The organism is Nocardia sp. NPDC051981 (genome assembly GCF_040680715.1).
GTDB lineage: Bacteria > Actinomycetota > Actinomycetes > Mycobacteriales > Mycobacteriaceae > Nocardia.
This window is the reverse complement of the sequence record NZ_JBFAXK010000002.1, coordinates 222247-239093: the sequence shown is the minus strand read 5'-3', so window position 1 is coordinate 239093 and position 16847 is coordinate 222247. Positions and strand designations below refer to the sequence as shown.

Annotated in this window: 18 protein-coding genes; 10 read left to right on the top strand and 8 right to left on the bottom strand. The window is 69.8% G+C overall.

Annotation, left to right across the window (positions count from 1 at the left end):
* Window positions 1-353 precede the first annotated feature (353 nt).
* Entirely contained in the window at window positions 354-614 is a 261-nt protein-coding gene (locus AB0L60_RS05030; RefSeq protein ID WP_354834123.1) for a WhiB family transcriptional regulator, read from the top strand.
* A gap of 171 nt (window positions 615-785) precedes the next feature.
* On the opposite strand, the gene AB0L60_RS05025 is transcribed toward AB0L60_RS05030, so the two are convergent.
* Entirely contained in the window at window positions 786-1265 is a 480-nt protein-coding gene (locus AB0L60_RS05025) for a metallopeptidase family protein (RefSeq protein ID WP_354833925.1), read from the bottom strand.
* 242 nt (window positions 1266-1507) lie between these two features.
* Here AB0L60_RS05025 and AB0L60_RS05020 point away from each other — a divergent pair, with 242 nt between their 5' ends.
* From AB0L60_RS05020 to AB0L60_RS05000, 5 genes are all read left to right on the top strand, one after another.
* Window positions 1508-1906 carry a DUF3499 domain-containing protein gene (locus tag AB0L60_RS05020; protein WP_364607431.1) on the top strand — a complete coding sequence of 133 codons (399 nt, stop codon included), beginning with the start codon at window positions 1508-1510 and terminating at the stop codon, window positions 1904-1906.
* Between the two features lie 191 nt (window positions 1907-2097).
* Window positions 2098-3477 (top strand): phosphomannomutase/phosphoglucomutase, encoded by a 1380-nt coding sequence (locus tag AB0L60_RS05015; protein ID WP_364607428.1) that lies wholly within the window; start codon window positions 2098-2100, stop codon window positions 3475-3477.
* A gap of 70 nt (window positions 3478-3547) precedes the next feature.
* The gene (locus tag AB0L60_RS05010) at window positions 3548-4735 is read left to right on the top strand and encodes a tobH protein (protein WP_364607425.1); all 1188 of its coding nucleotides are present in this window, start codon (window positions 3548-3550) and stop codon (window positions 4733-4735) included.
* Entirely contained in the window at window positions 4735-5994 is a 1260-nt protein-coding gene (gene manA, locus AB0L60_RS05005) for a mannose-6-phosphate isomerase, class I (RefSeq protein ID WP_364607422.1), read from the top strand. Before AB0L60_RS05010 ends, manA begins: the two co-directional genes overlap by 1 nt.
* A gap of 78 nt (window positions 5995-6072) precedes the next feature.
* Window positions 6073-7062 (top strand): cation diffusion facilitator family transporter, encoded by a 990-nt coding sequence (locus tag AB0L60_RS05000; protein WP_364607419.1) that lies wholly within the window; start codon window positions 6073-6075, stop codon window positions 7060-7062.
* Between the two features lie 134 nt (window positions 7063-7196).
* Here AB0L60_RS05000 and AB0L60_RS04995 read toward each other — a convergent pair whose 3' ends face one another.
* Genes AB0L60_RS04995 through AB0L60_RS04985 form a run of 3 tightly spaced genes read right to left on the bottom strand, consistent with a single transcriptional unit; the run spans window position 7197 to window position 9723 of the window.
* Window positions 7197-7598 (bottom strand): hypothetical protein, encoded by a 402-nt coding sequence (locus AB0L60_RS04995; protein WP_364607416.1) that lies wholly within the window; start codon window positions 7596-7598, stop codon window positions 7197-7199.
* A gap of 17 nt (window positions 7599-7615) precedes the next feature.
* Complete coding sequence (locus tag AB0L60_RS04990; RefSeq protein WP_364607413.1) at window positions 7616-9097, bottom strand: NAD(P)/FAD-dependent oxidoreductase; 1482 nt, start codon at window positions 9095-9097, stop codon at window positions 7616-7618.
* Between the two features lie 47 nt (window positions 9098-9144).
* The gene (locus tag AB0L60_RS04985; RefSeq protein WP_364607410.1) at window positions 9145-9723 is read right to left on the bottom strand and encodes a TetR/AcrR family transcriptional regulator; all 579 of its coding nucleotides are present in this window, start codon (window positions 9721-9723) and stop codon (window positions 9145-9147) included.
* A gap of 90 nt (window positions 9724-9813) precedes the next feature.
* On the opposite strand from AB0L60_RS04985, the gene AB0L60_RS04980 reads away from it, so the two are divergent.
* On the top strand, window positions 9814-10236 hold the full coding sequence (locus tag AB0L60_RS04980; protein ID WP_364607407.1) for a DUF4267 domain-containing protein: 423 nt from the start codon (window positions 9814-9816) through the stop codon (window positions 10234-10236).
* Window positions 10237-10311: 75 nt separating this feature from the next.
* On the top strand, window positions 10312-10530 hold the full coding sequence (locus AB0L60_RS04975) for a DUF4287 domain-containing protein (RefSeq protein WP_364607404.1): 219 nt from the start codon (window positions 10312-10314) through the stop codon (window positions 10528-10530).
* A gap of 385 nt (window positions 10531-10915) precedes the next feature.
* Here the strand turns inward: AB0L60_RS04975 and AB0L60_RS04970 are convergent, their stop codons facing one another.
* The 4 genes from AB0L60_RS04970 to rfbD all read right to left on the bottom strand — a co-directional run bounded on the left by AB0L60_RS04970 (window position 10916) and on the right by rfbD (window position 14389).
* Window positions 10916-11116 carry a hypothetical protein gene (locus tag AB0L60_RS04970; RefSeq protein ID WP_364607401.1) on the bottom strand — a complete coding sequence of 67 codons (201 nt, stop codon included), beginning with the start codon at window positions 11114-11116 and terminating at the stop codon, window positions 10916-10918.
* 326 nt (window positions 11117-11442) lie between these two features.
* Window positions 11443-12534: an NDP-sugar synthase gene (locus AB0L60_RS04965; protein WP_354833902.1), complete on the bottom strand. Its 1092-nt coding sequence runs from the start codon at window positions 12532-12534 to the stop codon at window positions 11443-11445.
* 44 nt (window positions 12535-12578) lie between these two features.
* A complete protein-coding gene (locus AB0L60_RS04960; protein ID WP_364607397.1) occupies window positions 12579-13499 on the bottom strand; it encodes a glycosyltransferase family 2 protein in 921 nt (306 codons plus the stop codon).
* Window positions 13496-14389, bottom strand: a complete 894-nt coding sequence (gene rfbD / locus AB0L60_RS04955) for a dTDP-4-dehydrorhamnose reductase (protein ID WP_364608517.1) — start codon at window positions 14387-14389, stop codon at window positions 13496-13498. Before rfbD ends, AB0L60_RS04960 begins: the two co-directional genes overlap by 4 nt.
* Window positions 14390-14647: 258 nt before the next feature.
* Between rfbD and AB0L60_RS04950 the strand changes: the two genes are divergently transcribed.
* Both AB0L60_RS04950 and AB0L60_RS04945 read left to right on the top strand, forming a co-directional pair.
* A complete protein-coding gene (locus AB0L60_RS04950) occupies window positions 14648-16066 on the top strand; it encodes an LCP family protein (protein ID WP_364608515.1) in 1419 nt (472 codons plus the stop codon).
* Window positions 16054-16770: a TIGR03089 family protein gene (locus tag AB0L60_RS04945; RefSeq protein ID WP_364607394.1), complete on the top strand. Its 717-nt coding sequence runs from the start codon at window positions 16054-16056 to the stop codon at window positions 16768-16770. Before AB0L60_RS04950 ends, AB0L60_RS04945 begins: the two co-directional genes overlap by 13 nt.
* Window positions 16771-16847: the final 77 nt, after the last annotated feature.

Below are 16847 nucleotides of genomic sequence, written 5' to 3'. Positions count from 1 at the left end.
TTCGAACAGGCGTTCGCACCGGAGTGACGCCAAGCTCGGGGATGGCCGCGGGACTACGCCGCGGTGTTGGGCCGTCGGTGGGATCGGCTCCGACGGATTAATCATTCTGCGCTAACACACAGTGAGGAGGCGGAGCGATGGCCGAAGAGCTGGCCCCGTCGGGCATTCCGGGCGGTGTATCGCAAACCGATTCCACGACTGGCGCAGCACCTGACTTCTGCGCCGACGATCGGAACGGATACGAGGGGGGTGAACCGATGACGACTGCGCGACCGGGGGGCGGACAGTGGGCGCGAACCGCCTACCAGCCCGAACCGCCGCGGCTGAGCCTGATCGTCACCGGTGCCGAGGATATGTACGACACTTTCTCGCGCGGCGGTCGCATGATGACCGAGGCCGAACAGTGGCAGGAACGGGCGCTGTGCGCCCAGACCGACCCGGAGGCGTTCTTCCCGGAGAAGGGCGGCTCCACCCGCGAGGCCAAGCGCATCTGCATGGGCTGCGAGGTCCGCGACGAGTGCCTCGAATACGCCCTGGCCAACGACGAGCGCTTCGGCATCTGGGGCGGACTGTCCGAGCGGGAGCGCCGCCGCCTGAAGCGGGGCATCAGCTGACGCTCCCCCGCCTCTCCGAGCCTTCAGCGGGCGGCTTGGGAGCCGTTGAGCGCTGGCAACCCGTGCCGGCGGTTGGGTGCCGAGACCACCTTGGACGTACCCGGCGAGTTACCCCGAACTTACGAAATCAGTTGTTGCGAAACGTAGTTCGTGGTATGCGGTTGCATCCGGCTACTCCGGGTCGGGATCGATGATGTCGGGTTCCACACCCAGGTAGGTGGCGATCTGTTGCACGAGGACCTCGCGCAGCAGGTCGACCAGGTCGTCGGGGTCGCCGGCACGAAGCTCCAACGGTTTGCGGAACAAGACGACGCGGGCGCGGGTGGCCATGCCGTAGCGGTCCACACCGGCCGGGATCAGGCGGGACAGCGGCACCGGGCCGTCGGCCACCACCTCTTCCGGCCAGGTAACCGAATCCGGGTGCAGCGGACGGATTTTCGGCACGTCGTCGACGGCGATGTCGAGCTTGGTGAGCTGCTCGTGCCAGCGGGTCTCCAGCGGCGCGAAGGCCTCCAGCACCAGACGGTCGAACTCCTGGCCCCGGGTGCGCCGGGCGGGCACGGTCGGTGGCAGCATCGGCCCGCGCACACCCCGCCCGCGGCGGATGACCGACCGCGCGGTGGGCGGTCGCCTCTTACGTGAACGGGTCATACCTTGAATCTAACCCTTACCCCCGGCGGGTGTGAGCACCCGCCTCACCGGGCCGCCCGGCCGGTGCGGCGGCCCGCCGCGACAGGGTTCCGCAGACCGGGGGACCGCATTCCGGGGGCCGTCGCGACGCGCCCGCGGCACGAAAGCGCACAGCTACCCAAGGCCCTCGTGGCGCGAGTGAGACGGGCTTCATTGAGCGTGTCTGTGTCCACGAGGGCGTGAGGGGGGTTACCCTGCATGGCGTGATCCCCATGCGTCGTTGCTGCCGTCCAGGCTGCAAGAACCCGGCCGTCGCGACGCTGACCTATGTGTACTCCGACTCGATGGCAGTCGTGGGTCCGCTGGTCACGGTGGCGGAGCCACATTCCTGGGACCTGTGTGAAACGCATGCTTCCCGGATCACCGCGCCCAAGGGATGGGAGTTGGTCCGCCACGAGGGCGGGTTTTCCTCCTCGACCCCGGACGACGACGATCTCACCGCGCTCGCCGAAGCCGTCCGCGAGGCCGGATTGCGCCGCCGCACACCGGAACCCGATCCGCGCGGCTACCCCGACTACGCTCCCGCCCCGCAGCGCCCGACCCGCGCGGGCCGTACCGGCAGACGCGGCCATCTACGCGTGCTGCCGGACCCGCCGGGCTAGCCCGCCTCCCCGCGCCTTCAGCGGACGGTTGAGAGCCGTGAACCATCGACATCCCGTGCCGGCGGTTGAGTGCCGTCACCAATTTTTGGACGTACCCGGCGAGTTACCCTCGCCTCACGAAATCAGTTGTCCGGTTGGCAAGGGTCGGGGGAAGTCTCTCATTGTCGCGGTCAGCTACTAGGGTGGTGCGCATGACAGTCGCCCGGTCCGCCGAGTCCGTTCAAGCAGTCATCAAGGCATACGACGTTCGCGGAGTTGTCGGCGAACAGATCGACGCGGACTTCGTCCGGGATGTCGCAGGTTCCTTCGCCCGGCTGATGCGCGGCGAGGGCGGCGCCCGGCGCATCGTCATCGGTCACGATATGCGCGACTCCTCACCGGAATTGGCCGCCGCCTTCGCCGACGGCGTGCTCGCCCAGGGACTCGATGTGGTGCACATCGGCCTGGCCTCCACCGACGAGCTCTACTTCGCCTCCGGCCACCTGGACTGCCCCGGGGCCATGTTCACCGCCAGCCACAATCCCGCCAAGTACAACGGCATCAAGCTGTGCCGCGCCAAAGCACTGCCGGTCGGTCAGGACACCGGGCTGGCCACCATCACCGAGGAGGTCGTCGCGGGCGTCCCGGCCTTCGACGGACCGCGCGGCACCGAGACCCGGGAGGACCTGCTCTCGGCCTACGCCGACTTCCTGCACAAGCTGGTCGACCTGAGCGGTTCGCGCCCGCTGCGCATCGCGGTGGACGCCGGCAACGGCATGGGCGGCTACACGGTGCCCGCCGTGCTGGGCACGCTGCCGCAGTACACGGTCGAGCCGCTGTTCTTCGAACTCGACGGCAGCTTCCCCAATCACGAAGCCAATCCGCTGGATCCGAAGAACCTGGTGGATCTGCAGGACCACGTCCGCAAGACCGGCGCCGACCTCGGCCTGGCCTTCGACGGCGACGCCGACCGCTGCTTCGTGGTGGACGAGAAGGGCGACCCGGTCTCGCCGTCGGCCATCACCGGCCTGGTGGCCGAGCGCGAGCTGACCAAGGAACCGGGCGCGACCGTCATCCACAACCTGATCACCTCCCGGGCGGTGCCGGAGCTCGTGACCGAGCTCGGCGGCACCCCGGTGCGGACCCGGGTCGGCCACTCGTTCATCAAGCAGCAGATGGCGGCCACCGGCGCGATCTTCGGCGGCGAGCACTCGGCGCACTACTACTTCCGCGACTTCTGGGGCGCCGACTCCGGCATGCTCGCGGCACTGCACGTGCTGGCCGCGCTGGGCGAGAAGGACCGGCCGATGTCGGAACTGGCCGCCGCCTACGCGACGTACGCGGCCTCCGGGGAGATCAACTCGACGGTGGCGGATGCGCAGGAGCGGACCCTGGCCGTACTCGAGGCGTTCGGCAAGCGGGCGAAGTCGGTCGATCGGCTGGACGGCGTGACCGTGCAGCTGGCCGATGGCGCCTGGTTCAACCTCCGCGCCTCCAATACCGAACCGCTGCTGCGACTCAACGTCGAAGCGCGATCGCAGGATGAAGTAGACGCACTCGTAACCGAGATCCTGAGCATCGTCCGCGCCTGACTGGAATAGTGGAATCACAGAGCTTGGATTCACCGTCTGGTGACCCGATGAGGGGAGGTGGCAACGCCCGATGATCGCTGGGACACCGGTAATCGACCTCGATGACGTCGCCTCGCTGGAGGCGGCGGACGCCGGGGGTGTACTCCGCTCCGCCGCGTCGGGGGGAGCCCAGGTAAGGGCAACCGCCGCGGCACTTTCCGAAGATGCGCTGACCCGGCTGACCGATCTGCGGCCCCGCAGTCTGGTACTGGTATCGGGCAGCGGGCGCGCCGCACGCGCGGCGGCGCTGTTGATCGCTGCCCTCGGTGACCGCACGAGTATGCCGCTGGTACCGGCGACTTCGATCCCGCCGTGGGTCGGGCCGCTGGACGTGGTGCTGGTGGCGGGCGACGACGCGGGTGATCCGCGGCTGGCCGAAGCGGTGGACCGAGCACTTCGACGGGGTGCCGAAGTGGTCGTGGCCGCGCCGGACGAGGGTCCCATGCGGGCGGCCGCCGCCGGGCGCGCCACCATTCTCGCGCCGCGGGTGCGGGTCCTCGACCACAACCGCATGCTGCGCTATCTGGCCGCGGGCCTGGCCGTGCTGACCACCATCGACCCGCACCGCATCGGGCCGCTGGTGCCCGAATTGAACGCTCTCGCAGACCTGCTCGACGAGGAGGCGCTGCGCGACGGACCGCAGCACGAGGCCTTCCACAATCCCGCCAAGACCCTGGCCACCCGTATGCAGCAGCGCAAGCGCCTGGTGCTGGCCGGTGATTCCGGCGCCGCCACCGTGCTCGCCGAGCACGGCGCCGAGGTGCTGCTGGCCACGGCCGGGCAGACCGCCACCGCGGTCACGCTCTCGGAAGCCGTTGCGGCGCACGGCCGGTTGGTCGCCACCGCCGGGGTGGCCGCCCCCGGATTCGATCCGCTGTTCCACGATGAGCAGCTGGACGGGCCGGCGCCGGTGGAGCAGGTGCGGGTGTTCGTGGTGAGCGCCGATCCGGACGAGGTGACGGTGCGCCGGCGACTGGCCGTGTTCGGTTCCGACGCCGGGCTGGTCGACACCGACCTGATCACCATCGACACCGAGGTGGCCGCCGCAGCCACGGTTGCCGCCGAGGCGGCGGGGCAGACCGCGCCCGCTGTCCAAGGTGGTGAGCTGGAAAAGCTTGCGGTACTCGCACTTCGGCTGGAGATGGCGGCCGCCTATCTCCGACTACTCGGTTCCCGCCCGGCCAACGGACCGGGACGCTACGACGGGGGCAATTACTAGTGCACGAACTCGTTGGTGCGCTGCGTTCCTACGCTTGGGGTTCGCGCACCGCGCTCGCTCAGCTGTGCGGACGACCGGTCCCCTCCGCGCACCCGGAGGCCGAACTCTGGTTCGGCGCGCATCCCGCCGATCCGGCGCGGGTACAGATCAACGGGCACAGTGAATCCCTGCTGGAGCTGGTCAGCGCCGACCCGCAGCGCGAACTCGGGCCGGTGTCGGGCGAATTCGGCGGAAAGCTGCCGTTCCTGCTGAAGGTCCTGGCCGCCGAGGAGCCGCTCTCGCTGCAGGCGCACCCCAGCGTCGAACAGGCCCGGGCCGGGTTCGCGCGGGAGAACCACAACGGGGTCGCCATCGACTCCCCCATGCGCAACTACCGCGACGAGAACCACAAGCCCGAACTCGTGGTGGCGCTGCACCGTTTCGAGGCGCTGGCCGGATTCCGCGATCCGCGCCAGACCGTGCGACTGCTCAATGCCCTGGACGTCCCGGAGCTGAGCCAGTACGCCGAACTGCTTGCCGCCCAGCCCGACTCGGCGGGGCTGCGCACGCTGTTCACCACCTGGATCGCGCTGCCGCAGGGCAGTCTGAGCATGCTGCTGCCCAAGGTGCTCGACGGCTGCGTGCGGTATCTGTCGGAGGCCCGAAGCGGCGGCGCCGGCAAGGAATTCGTGGCCGAGGTGCGCACGGCGCTCGAGCTCGCCGAGGCGTATCCCGGCGACGCCGGGGTGCTGGCGGCGCTGCTGCTCAACCGCATCACCCTGGAGCCGGGCGAGGGCCTGTTCCTGGACGCCGGGAACCTGCACGCGTACCTGCGCGGAGTCGGTGTGGAGATCATGGCCAACTCCGACAATGTGCTGCGCGGCGGGCTCACGCCCAAGCACGTGGATGTGCCGGAGCTGCTGCGGGTGCTGGACTTCGAGCCGCTGGACCTGCCGGTCGTGACCGCGGAGCGGGTGTCGGACAGTGTGTTCCGCTACCACACGCCCGCGCCCGAATTCGCGCTCAGCCGTTTCGAACTGGCCGCGGGGGCCGAGCCGGTACCGGTGCTGCAGTCGGGGCCGGGGATCACGCTGGTCACGCACGGGCGGGTGAAGCTGTCCCAGGGCAATCACGAGCTGATCGTGGAACGCGGGCGCGCGGCGTGGATCTCGGCCACCGACGGCGGGATTCGCGCGCAGGCGATCGCGGTGGACGAGGATGGCGACGGGGATGCGGACGGCTCGGCGCAGCTGTTCTGCGCGGCCGTCGGCGAGGAGTGACCCCCGGGCTCTAGTAGGCTCTCCCGGTCAAAGGCGTTTTAGGACAAAACGGACATAGATTCGGGAAGGGGCGGTTCATTGTCTGCGGGCGGCGGTAAGAAGGCCATCCTGGCGGCGCTGAGCGCGAACGCCGGTATCGCGGTGGCCAAATTCGTGGGCGCGGCGATCACCGGATCGGCGTCCATGCTGGCCGAGGCCGTGCACTCGGTGGCCGACACCTCCAACCAGGGGCTGCTGCTGCTCGGCCAGCGCCGCGCGGAACAGGAGGCCGACCAGCTGCACCCGTTCGGTTACGGGCGCAACCGGTACTTCTATTCGTTCGTGGTCGCGCTGGTGATCTTCGCGCTCGGCTCGCTGTACGCGATCTGGGAGGGCATCCACAAGATCCAGCATCCCGAGGAACTGTCCAATCCGATCGTCGCGATCGTCATCCTCGGCCTCGCCATCTGCCTGGAGGGCTTCAGCTTCATCACGGCCATGCGGGAATCCAAGCCGCTCAAGGGCAATTCGAGCTGGTGGCGGTTCATCCGCAACTCGCGCAATCCGGAGCTGCCGGTGGTGCTGCTGGAGGACTCTGGCGCGCTGATCGGCCTGATCTTCGCCTTCGTGGCCATCGGCCTGACCATGATCACCGGCGATCCGGTGTGGGACGGCGTGGGCACCCTGGCCATCGGCCTGCTGCTCGGCGCCATCGCCGTCATCCTCATCATCGAGATGCAGAGCCTGCTCATCGGCGAGGGCGCGACGCCCGAGGAGGACGCCGCGATCCGCACCGCGCTGGTCGACGACCGGCGCATCGACCGGGTCATCCACCTGCGCACCCAGTACCTGGGTCCGGAGGAAATGCTGGTGGCCGCAAAGGTTTCCATCGTGCCCGGCCTGACGATCGCCGATATCGCCACCGCGATCGACGACGCCGAGGCGCGGGTGCGCGCCGAGGTCCCGGCCGCCCGGGTCATCTACCTGGAGCCGGACCTGTACAGGACACACTCCCCCGCCTCCCCAAGCTCCCCCGCCTCCCCGAGCTCCCCCGCCTCCCCGAGCTCCCCCGCCTCCCCGAGCCTTTAGCGGACGGCTCAGGCGCCGTTGACCGTTGGGAACCCGTGCCGGCGGCTGGGAGCCCAACCGATTTCGGGGGTACCCGACGAGTTACCCCGACCGGCACGAAATCAGTTGTCACCTATCGATCGATCAGTTGTCACCTATCGATCGGCGAGGCGAATGACGAACCGCAATCCCGACCAGGTTTCGTCGATGGCGGCGACCTTGTTGTCGACCAGTCCGTGAGCCAAACCGTATTCCCGAGCGGCGTTCTCACCGAGATCGGTGGGCACGCCGCTCGACTTCTTGGGCCAGGCCAGCCACAGGCCGCCGTCGACCGCCAGCCGCTGCCGCCACCCGGTGAACCGGCGCGTCAGGGTGGCGCGATCCGGACAGAACCCGAGGATCACGTCGTAGGGACCGGTGGCCGCCCGGCGATGCACCTCGACCCCGCCGGGCAGTTCACCCAGCTCGAAACCCGCCGGCGCACCGGCCAGCAGCACCCGGCTCTCGGCCTTGATGCCGAGCTTGCGGGGCAGGGGCGTGCCCGAATATCCGGCCATGCCCCGGAGCGTAGCAATCAGATGCGCCAATGGTCGGTGAGTAGTTCGAGGGGGTCGGTGCGGACGTCGAATTCAGTGCGCAGGGCGTGGCGCGCGGCGAAGTAGCCGTTCATGCCGTGCACGCCCGGGCCGGGCGGGGTGGCCGAGGAACACAGGTAGACCCCGGGCAGCGGGGTCGCGTACGGATTCCAACGGGGCGCGGGGCGGAAGACGGTCTGGCGCAAGGTCATCGCGCCCGCCGAGATGTCGCCGCCGATGTAGTTCGGGTTGTGGGCGGGCATGGTGGCGGCCGTGCGGACATGGGTGGCGAGAACGAGGTCGCGGAAGCCGGGGGCGAAGCGTTCGACCTGGGCGGTGACGGCCTCGGTGAGATCCTCGGCGGAACCGTTGGGGACGTGGGCGTAGGTGTAGAGGGTGTGCTTGCCCTCCGGGGCCCGGGTCGGATCGACGACGCCGGGCTGGATGGCCAGCACGTAGGGGCGGTCGGCGTGCCGCCCTGCGGCCACGGCCTTTTCGGCGGCGACGGCCTCGGCGCGGGTGCCGACCAGGTGCAGGGTGCCGGCGCGATCACAACCGGTCGCCTGCCACGGGACGGGTCCGGCGAGCGCGAAGTCCACCTTGCACGCCGCGCCGCCGTAGCGGAACCTGTTGAGCGCGAAGTTGTATCGGGCGGGCAGGGTCGCGATCCGCTGGAGTTCGGTGGGCGCGACATCCAGCAGCACGGCCCGGACCTCGTCGAATTCGTCGAGGGAATCCACGCGGTGGCCGGTGAAGATGCGGCCGCTATGGGTTTTCAGATCATCGGCGAGCGCGTCCACGATGGCCTGGCTGCCGCCGCGCGGGACCGGCCAGCCACTCACATGGGCCAGGGTGCCGAGCAGCATCGCGACGCCCGCGCCCGGCACACCGCGCGGGGGCCGGATGGCATGCGCGGCCACGCCGGTCAGCAGGGCGGGCGCAATGTCCTCGCGAAAACGCATGTTCCACAACGGCGTCGACTGTTCGAGCAGCCGGCGGGCGAAACGCAGTTCGATGCCAGGATCCAGGTGCAGCAGGCCGGCCGGGTCGATCGGCGGATGCCGCAGGTCCGACATGGCCAGCCCGACCAGGTCCTCCCACTTGCGCACCAGCGGGCCGAACAGCCGCCGCCAGGAACCGCCGTCGCGCCCCAGGCCGTCGGCGGTGCGGTCGAGATCGAGCCAGGCCAGACCGGCGTGCCCGCCGTCGAGCGGATGCGCGTAGGAAACCTGTGGGGTGAGCAGTTCGACGCCGTGCGTCTTCAGATCGAAGGCCCGGAAGACCGGGGACGCCACCGCCATGGGGTGCGCGCCCGCGCACAGGTCGTGGTGGAAGCCCGGCAGGGTCACCTCGCCGGTGCGGCAGCCGCCGCCGATGTGTTCGGAGGCCTCGTACACCTCCACCTCGAGCCCGGCCCGGGCCAGGATCACCGCCGCCACCAGCCCGTTGGGCCCGGATCCGACCACCACCGCGTCAGCCATGAATTCAGGGTAGGCCGGGCACGGCCGGTGGTGGCATAACCGTGCGGTCAGTCACCGCGAACCCATTGCGCGACCAGGATTTCCAGCCGCTGGTCCCGGAAGCCGGGCCGCAGACGGCCACTGCGATCCAGGGTGGCCAGCCCGTGCAGGCTGCTCCAGCCGACCTCGGTGAAGGTCTCGGGATCGTGCGGCGGGGCGAAGGGGGCGAAGGTCTGCAGCAGCTCGCCGAAGGCGTCCTTCAACGCCTGCGGCGCTTCGGGGCCGAACTTCAGGTCGGTGTGCAGCAGGAACATGGCGTCGTAGAGGGCGGCGCTGTCGCGGGCGAAGTCGAGGAAGCCCTGGGCGACCGCGCGCAGCGCCTCTTCCGGGGTGGCGGCGGACGCGCGCAGTTGCTTGACGACCGCGCCGAATTCGGCGCAGCCCGCCTCGGCGACGGCCGACACGATGGCGTCCTTCCCCGCGAAATGGCTGTACAGGACGGGCTGGCTGTATTCGATGCGCTCGGCGAGCTTGCGCACGGTGACCGCGTCCCAGCCGTCGGTCTCGGCGATCTCGCGGGCGGTGTCGACGATGCGCTGCCGGCGCTCGGCGCGCTCACGTTCCTTACGGGTTTGGATGACGCTCATGAGAAAACTCTAGCATCGCTAGACAAGCTACCGACGATTGGGTTAGCGTAGCTTCATCAGTTAGCGACGCTAGAATTTGGAGCACCGAACATGATCCCCTCGCGCCTCACCTCCCGCATCGCCACCGGCCTCGCCGTCGCCGGAGCGGGCTTCATCGGCTACATCGGCTTCCGCTACCTGGTCGATCCACAGGCCATGGCGCCCACCTTCGGCATGCGGGTTTCCCCCACCGGCGAAGCCGCCGACTTCCTGAACGTGAAGGGCGTCCGCGATGCGGCCTGCGCGCTGCTCATCGTGGCCCTGCTCGCCGCCCGCCAGCGGTACGCACTGGGCATCGTCCTGCTGGTCATGGCCACCATCCCGACCGGTGACATGCTCACCATCCTGCGCCACGACGGCTCGACGGCCACGGCCTTCGGCGTCCACGGCGTGACCGCCGCCCTCGTAGCCGCCACCGGCCTGCTCCTGGTCAACGAGCGCACCGCCACCGCAGGCCGTGCCATCACCGCGTGACCCGCGTCACACCGCGATGAATTCGCCCGCGCCGCACCGTCGATCCCTTCGACACCACAGCGCAAGGAGATGATCATGGCGACCACCAAGCCCCACGGCCCGGCCTCGTACTTCCCCTCCATCGAGGCCAAATACGGCCGCCCCGTGGACGAATGGTTCACCGCACTGACCGCCTCCGGCCGCACCGGCCACAAGGACCTGGTCAACTGGCTGAAGACCGAACACGAGCTGGGCCACGGCCACGCCACCGCCCTGGTCCAGTTCCACCTCAACCCCGGCAAGTGGGAGCGCTGACCCACCCCTCCCCGGGAAGGAACACCCCAGCAGCATCGGCAGACCGGCCCTGAAACCCAGGGCCAGCAGCACGAATCCGCCGAACACCCCGCGCAACTGCCCGGCGCGCAACAGATATCGGAACAGATTGGCCCCCAGCAACACCGCCCGCCTGGACCACCGATCGGCGACGACCCCGCCGGCCAGCAGCGACCCGATCTGCGGAATCACTTGCGCCGCGAGCACAATCGCCAGATCCCCCGCCCGCCCGACACCCCGGCACCGCGAGCGCCAACGCCACCGCGTCATCGCACTCCCCGCCAGCGAGATCGCGCGGATCACGAGAAAACGCCGAAAGCCGGATGGAAGCCTGACTCGAGCGTCCGTCGAATTCACCTCCGGAAGACTACTTTTCGCGAGAGCCCTTCCGCCGCAACGCCTGCGCGAGATCCAACGTGATGAAGAACGGGACGCTGACCTCGAGCCGGTCGTGATAGATGCCAGTGGGCTCGTACGCCTTGATGGCCGGATCAAGTTCGTAGACATAGACCACGACGCGGTCGTCGCAGTTCTCCACGCGCCATTGCTCGGGCCCAGCCCAGGTCACTCCGCGAACTCACCGCCCCCGCCGGCACGCGACTGGTCGCCCATCGCATCTCGCTCGCCACGGTCGGCCCACACCTCGCCGTACTGCGCGACGCGGGCATCATCGCCGGCGCCCGCACCGGCCGAAATGTCGTCTACCGCCTCACGCCGCGCGGCGAATCCCTGCTGGCCGCACTCGCTTCGGAGTGATTGCCGTGCGCGATCGGACGTTGTCGTCGCCCGCGATCGATTGTGTATGGCGACCGCGACGTGGCGAATGTCGAACTGCCGGAACGTGATCGGCCGTCCACCTCGGGAGGTGGACGGCCAGTCGAGGGGTTCGTGGGGTTAGACGTCGGTGGAGAAGCGGATGCCGCCGTCGGGGATGTCGACGCCGGGCCAGATGCGGGCGCCGCGGAGGAGTTCGCAGCGGGCGCCGACGTTGGCGCCGTCGCCGATGACGGCGTCGCGGACCAGGGCGCGCGGGCCGATGCGGGCGCCGAAGCCGATGATCGAACGCTCCACGGTGGCACCGGCTTCCACGCGTGCGCCGTCGAAGAGGATCGCGCCGTCGAGGCGGGCGCCCGCGCCGACCTCGGCGCCGCGGCCGACGACGGTGCCGCCGATGAGGAGGGCGCCGGGGGCGATACCGGCACCGGGGTGGACCAGGGATTCGCCGCGCTGGCCCGGCAGGGCCGGGGACGGGGCGATGCCGCGGACCAGGTCGGCCGAGCCGCGGACGAAGTCCTCGGGGGTGCCCATGTCACGCCAGTAGGAGATGTCCACGTGGCCCTGGATGTGCGCGCCCTCGGCGAGCAGCGACGGGAAGGTCTCCCGCTCGACCGAGACCGGACGGCCGGCGGGGATCTTCTCGATGTACTCGCGGCGGAAGACGTAGCAGCCCGCGTTGATCTGATCGGTCGGCGGATCCTGGGTCTTCTCCAGGAACGCGGTGACCCGGCCGTTCTCGTCGGTGGGGACGCAGCCGAAGGCGCGGGGGTCGCTCACCCGCACCAGGTGCAGGGTGACGTCGGCGCCGGAGGTGTGGTGGGTCTCGAGGACGCTGCCCAGGTCGGTGCCGCCGAGCACATCGCCGTTGAACACCAGGACGGTGTCGGCGCGCAGCTTGGGCAGCACGTTGCGGATGCCGCCGCCGGTGCCCAGCGGTTCGGTCTCGGTGACGTATTCGAGCTCGAGGCCGAGGTCGGAGCCGTCACCGAAGTGCTCCTCGAACACCTCCGCCTTGTAGGAGGTGCCGAGCACCACGTGGGTGATGCCGGCATCGGCGATGCGGGCCAGCAGATGCTGCAGGAACGGAAGTCCGGCCGTGGGCAGCATCGGCTTGGGGGCGGACAAGGTCAGCGGACGCAGGCGGGTGCCCTGGCCTCCGACCAGGATCACCGCGTCCGTCGACCCGGCGGTACTACCGCTGTTCGCCATCTTCTCCCCTGTTGTCAGGTTGTCAGGAATGCGCGCCCGTGATGTTAAACACTCTCGTTTCGATCACGTTCGCGCAGTGCGGATCGAACCGCAAGCCGGCATCGGATCGCAAGTCCAGCCTTCAGCGCGATGCGCAGCGGAGCCTGCCACCAGTGCGGATGCCGGTCGGCCTGGAAACGATAGGCGCTGGCGTGGTGCGCGGGCAGCATGGTCTCCGGGTGACGGCCCGCGGCATGCCCCTTGGCGTGCGTGACCTCCGCTGACGGCACGAAGACATTGTGCCAGCCGGCCTTGCCCATCCGATCACCGAAGTCGACGTCCTCCATGTACATGAAGTAGCGGGAGTCGAAACCGTCGATGGAGTCGAAGGCGGCCCGGCGCACCAGCAGGCACGAGCCCGACAGCCAGCCGACCGAACGCTCGGAGATCTCCTCGTTGTCCTGGCGGTAGCGCAGGGTCCACGGGTTCTTGGGCCAGATGCTGCCCAGGATGGCGTGGCCGGCGCCGTCGGCAATGCCGGGCACCGAGCGCGCGGACGGGTAGGTGCTGCCGTCCGGCTCGAGCACCATCGGGCCCAGGGCCCCGGCGCGCGGCCAGCGCCGGGCCGCGGCCAGCAGCTCGTCGATGGAGTCGGTGCCCCAGCGCACGTCCGGGTTGGCGATGACGATGAATTCGATGTCCGGGTCGATCTCGGCGACCGCGCGGTTGATGGCGCCGCCGTAGCCGATATTGCCGCCGGTGCGCAGCAGGCGCACGTGGGCGTTGGCCTCGGCGGCCATTTCCGGGGTGCCGTCCACCGAGCCGTTGTCGGCCAGGATGACCTGCGGCTTCTCACCGGTGGCGGTGGCCAGCGTGCTGATGAAGTGTTCCAGGTGCTCGCCGGGCGAGTAGGTCACCGTGACAACGGCCAGCTGCGGTTTTTTCTCCGCGATGGGGGGTTGTCCGACAGAATCCGAGGGGCTCACGGGGGCCCAGGATAGTCGGAGATGGCGGTCAGTGCGTCGTTCAGTGCCTGCTTCCAGTGACGCAGCGGCGACAGGCCCGCGGCGGCCCATGAATTGCCCGAAAGGACCGAATATGCCGGGCGCGGAGCGGGTCTCGGGAAATCCTCGGTGCCGCAGGGCAGTACACGTTCCGGGTCCGCGCCGAGGCCGGCGAAGACGGCCCGGGCCAGCTCGAACCAACTGGCCTGTCCGGCATTGGTGGCGTGCAGGATTCGGGGTGTAGTGGGATTGCCGGGCCGGCCCGCCAGTTCCAGCAGGCCGGCCGCGAGATCGGGCGCGTAGGTGGGCGACCCGATCTGGTCGCGCACCACGGTGATGGTGTCGCGCTCGCCTTCCAACCGCCGCATGGTGGCCACGAAGTCGGCGCCCGCGCCGGTGTAGACCCACGCGGTGCGCACGATGTCCGCTTCGGGCGCGAACTCCAGAACCGCTTGCTCCCCAGCCAGTTTCGACCGCCCGTAGACCGTGCCCGGTCCGGTCGGATCGTCCGGTTCGTACGGGTGCGTGCCGGTGCCGGGGAAGACGTAGTCGGTGGAGACGTGGATCAGCCGCGCGCCGTTCTCGGCGCACACCCGGGCCAGCACGCCCGGCCCGGTGGCGTTCACCGCGAAGGCGGCCTCCACGTCGGTCTCGGCCCGGTCGACGGCGGTGTAGGCGGCGCAGTTGATCAGCACGTCACCGGGATTCACCAGCTTGCGCACGGCATCGGCGTCGGCGATGTCGAGATCGGTGTGGGCCACGCCACGCGCGCCGGGCGCGAGCGTCATCACCGCGCGCCCGAGCTGACCGCGCGCCCCTGTCACCAGCAGTCGCGCGGAATCCGGGCGCGGTCGGCCGGTGGTCGGGCTCATGTCATGGGCGGTCACGGCTGTCAGTCTGGCACGGACCTCGCACGACTCACGGAGCCGGCGATACTGCAACATCACCGCTACCGCCACTAGCCTGACTGGCGGGGGCCTTCCCATCGACGCGACCTCGCTCGTCGGGGTCCGCTCGGCCGAAAACGCGAAAGGGAGATCGGGTTGCCGGACCGCACCTGGGCATCCGCGCCGCTATCGCCGCGCTCCGGCAGGGGATCGCGCGAGCTATGGGGCGGCGGTCCGGGCCGCATACTGGCCGCCGTGCTCTCGGTGCTGGTGCTGACGGTGACCGGATTGGGCTGGCACAGCGTGGATCAGCTGGTGGCGGGCATCGAGCGGATCGGCAATCTGGGACTCGGTGGCGACAAGGCCGACGGCGCGACCGACATCCTGATGGTCGGCATCGACTCCCGCACCGACGCCCACGGAAACTCGCTCACCGCCGATGAATTGGCCATGCTGCACGCCGGCGACGACGGCGAGGGCGGGCTCAACACCGACACCATCGTGCTCATCCGGGTGCCCAACGACGGCAGCTCGGCGACCGCCATCTCCATCCCCCGCGACTCCTACGTCGACATCCCCGGGGTGGGCATGGGAAAGATCAACTCCGCCTACGGCGTCACCAAGGCGACCACGCAGCAGAAGCTGATCGACAAGGGCACCGATCCGGCCGCGGCCGACCGTCAGTCGACGGATGCCGGGCGGCAGGCGCTGGTCAAGACGGTGGCCAATCTCACCGGCATCACCGTCGACCACTACGCCGAGGTCGGGCTGCTGGGGTTCGTGCTGCTCACCGATGCCGTCGGCGGCGTCGAGGTGTGCCTGAACAATCCGGTGGACGAACCGCTTTCGGGCGCGGACTTCCCCGCCGGGGAGCAGAAGCTCGATGGCGCACACGCTTTGAGCTTCGTGCGCCAGCGCCACCAGCTGCCGCGCGGCGACGTGGACCGGATCGTGCGCCAGCAGGTGTACATGGCGCAGCTCGTGCACCAGGTGCTCAGTGCCAAGACGCTCACCAGTCCCAGCCGGCTGAAGGATCTCAGCGATGCCGTCGGCCGCACCGTCGTGCTCGACGACGGCTGGGATGTGATCGGCTTCCTGCACGAGCTGCAGGACCTGTCCGGTGGCCAGGTGAAGTTCGAGACCATCCCGGTCAAGGACCTCAACGGCTGGACCGAGAACGGCGAATCCGTGGTCCGGGTGGATCCCGCGGCGGTGCACAAGTACGTGGCCAAGGCGGTCGGCGACGCCCCGAGCGAGGGCGGGGTGGACCCGTTCACCGTGACCGTCGACGTCTACAACGCCTCGGGCACCGCCGGCCTGGCCGCGCAGGCGGCGCAGGCATTGGCGGCCAAGGGTTTCCGCACCGGCACGGTGGACAACTGGATCGGCGGCCCGATCCAGAGCAGCCGGGTGCTGGCGGCCTCGGGCGGCGACGCCAAGGCGCGGGCGGTGGCCCAGGCACTGGGCGGGCTGCCGGTGATGGCGGAGTCGGGACTGCCCGAGGGCGCGGTTCGCGTGGTGCTGGCCACTGACTACGCTGGTCCGGGTTCGGCGACCGGCAGCGCCACCTTCGACTTCTCCGGAAGCAGTACGACCGCGACGCCGGTGCCGCCCGCCCCACCCATCGACGCCGGTACGAACGGACCGAAATGCGTGAACTGAACGAGACCCTCACCGAAGCGGTACTCGACCCCATCCTCGCCCGCGACCCCGCGGGCCCGCGCATCACCTACTACGACGACGCCACCGGCGCGCGGATCGAGCTGTCCGCGCTGACGCTGGCCAACTGGGCGGCCAAGACCGCCAATATGATTCGCGACGAGTTCGGGCTGTCCTCCGGCGCCCGGGTCGCGGTGCTGCTCCCGGCGCACTGGCAGACCGCGGCCGTGCTGCTGGGCTGCTGGTGGGCGGGTGTGGAGGTGGTGCTGCACGCCGACCCCGACGCCGAGCTGGCGCTGGTCACCGCCGACCGCATCGACGAGGCCGACGGGATCGCGGAGGTCGCCGCCCTCTCCCTGGATCCGATGGGTATGCCGGTGCGCGATCTGCCGATCGGCGTCACCGACTACGCCACCTCGGTGCGCGTGCACGGCGACCAGTTCCATCCGCGCGGCATCGGCTGCGCGCTCGACGGCACCTCGGTCTCCGCCGTCCTCGACGAGGCCCGCAAATCCGCTGCCCGCCAGGGCTTCACCGCCGAGGACCGGGTGCTGTCGACCGCGTCCTGGGACACCCCGGCCGAACTCGTCGACGGGTTGGTGGCGGTGCTGGCCGCGGGCGCCTCGCTGGTCCAGGTCGCCAATCCCGACCCGGCCGCCCAGGAACGCCGCCTGGCGTCGGAGCGGGTGACCGCCCAGCGCCGCTGAGCAGGCCTTCCAAGTACGGCCCTCCTACCGCGGTAGGAGGGCCTTTTCCCTCCTCAGGATGTTTCTCGTCAGCGGCG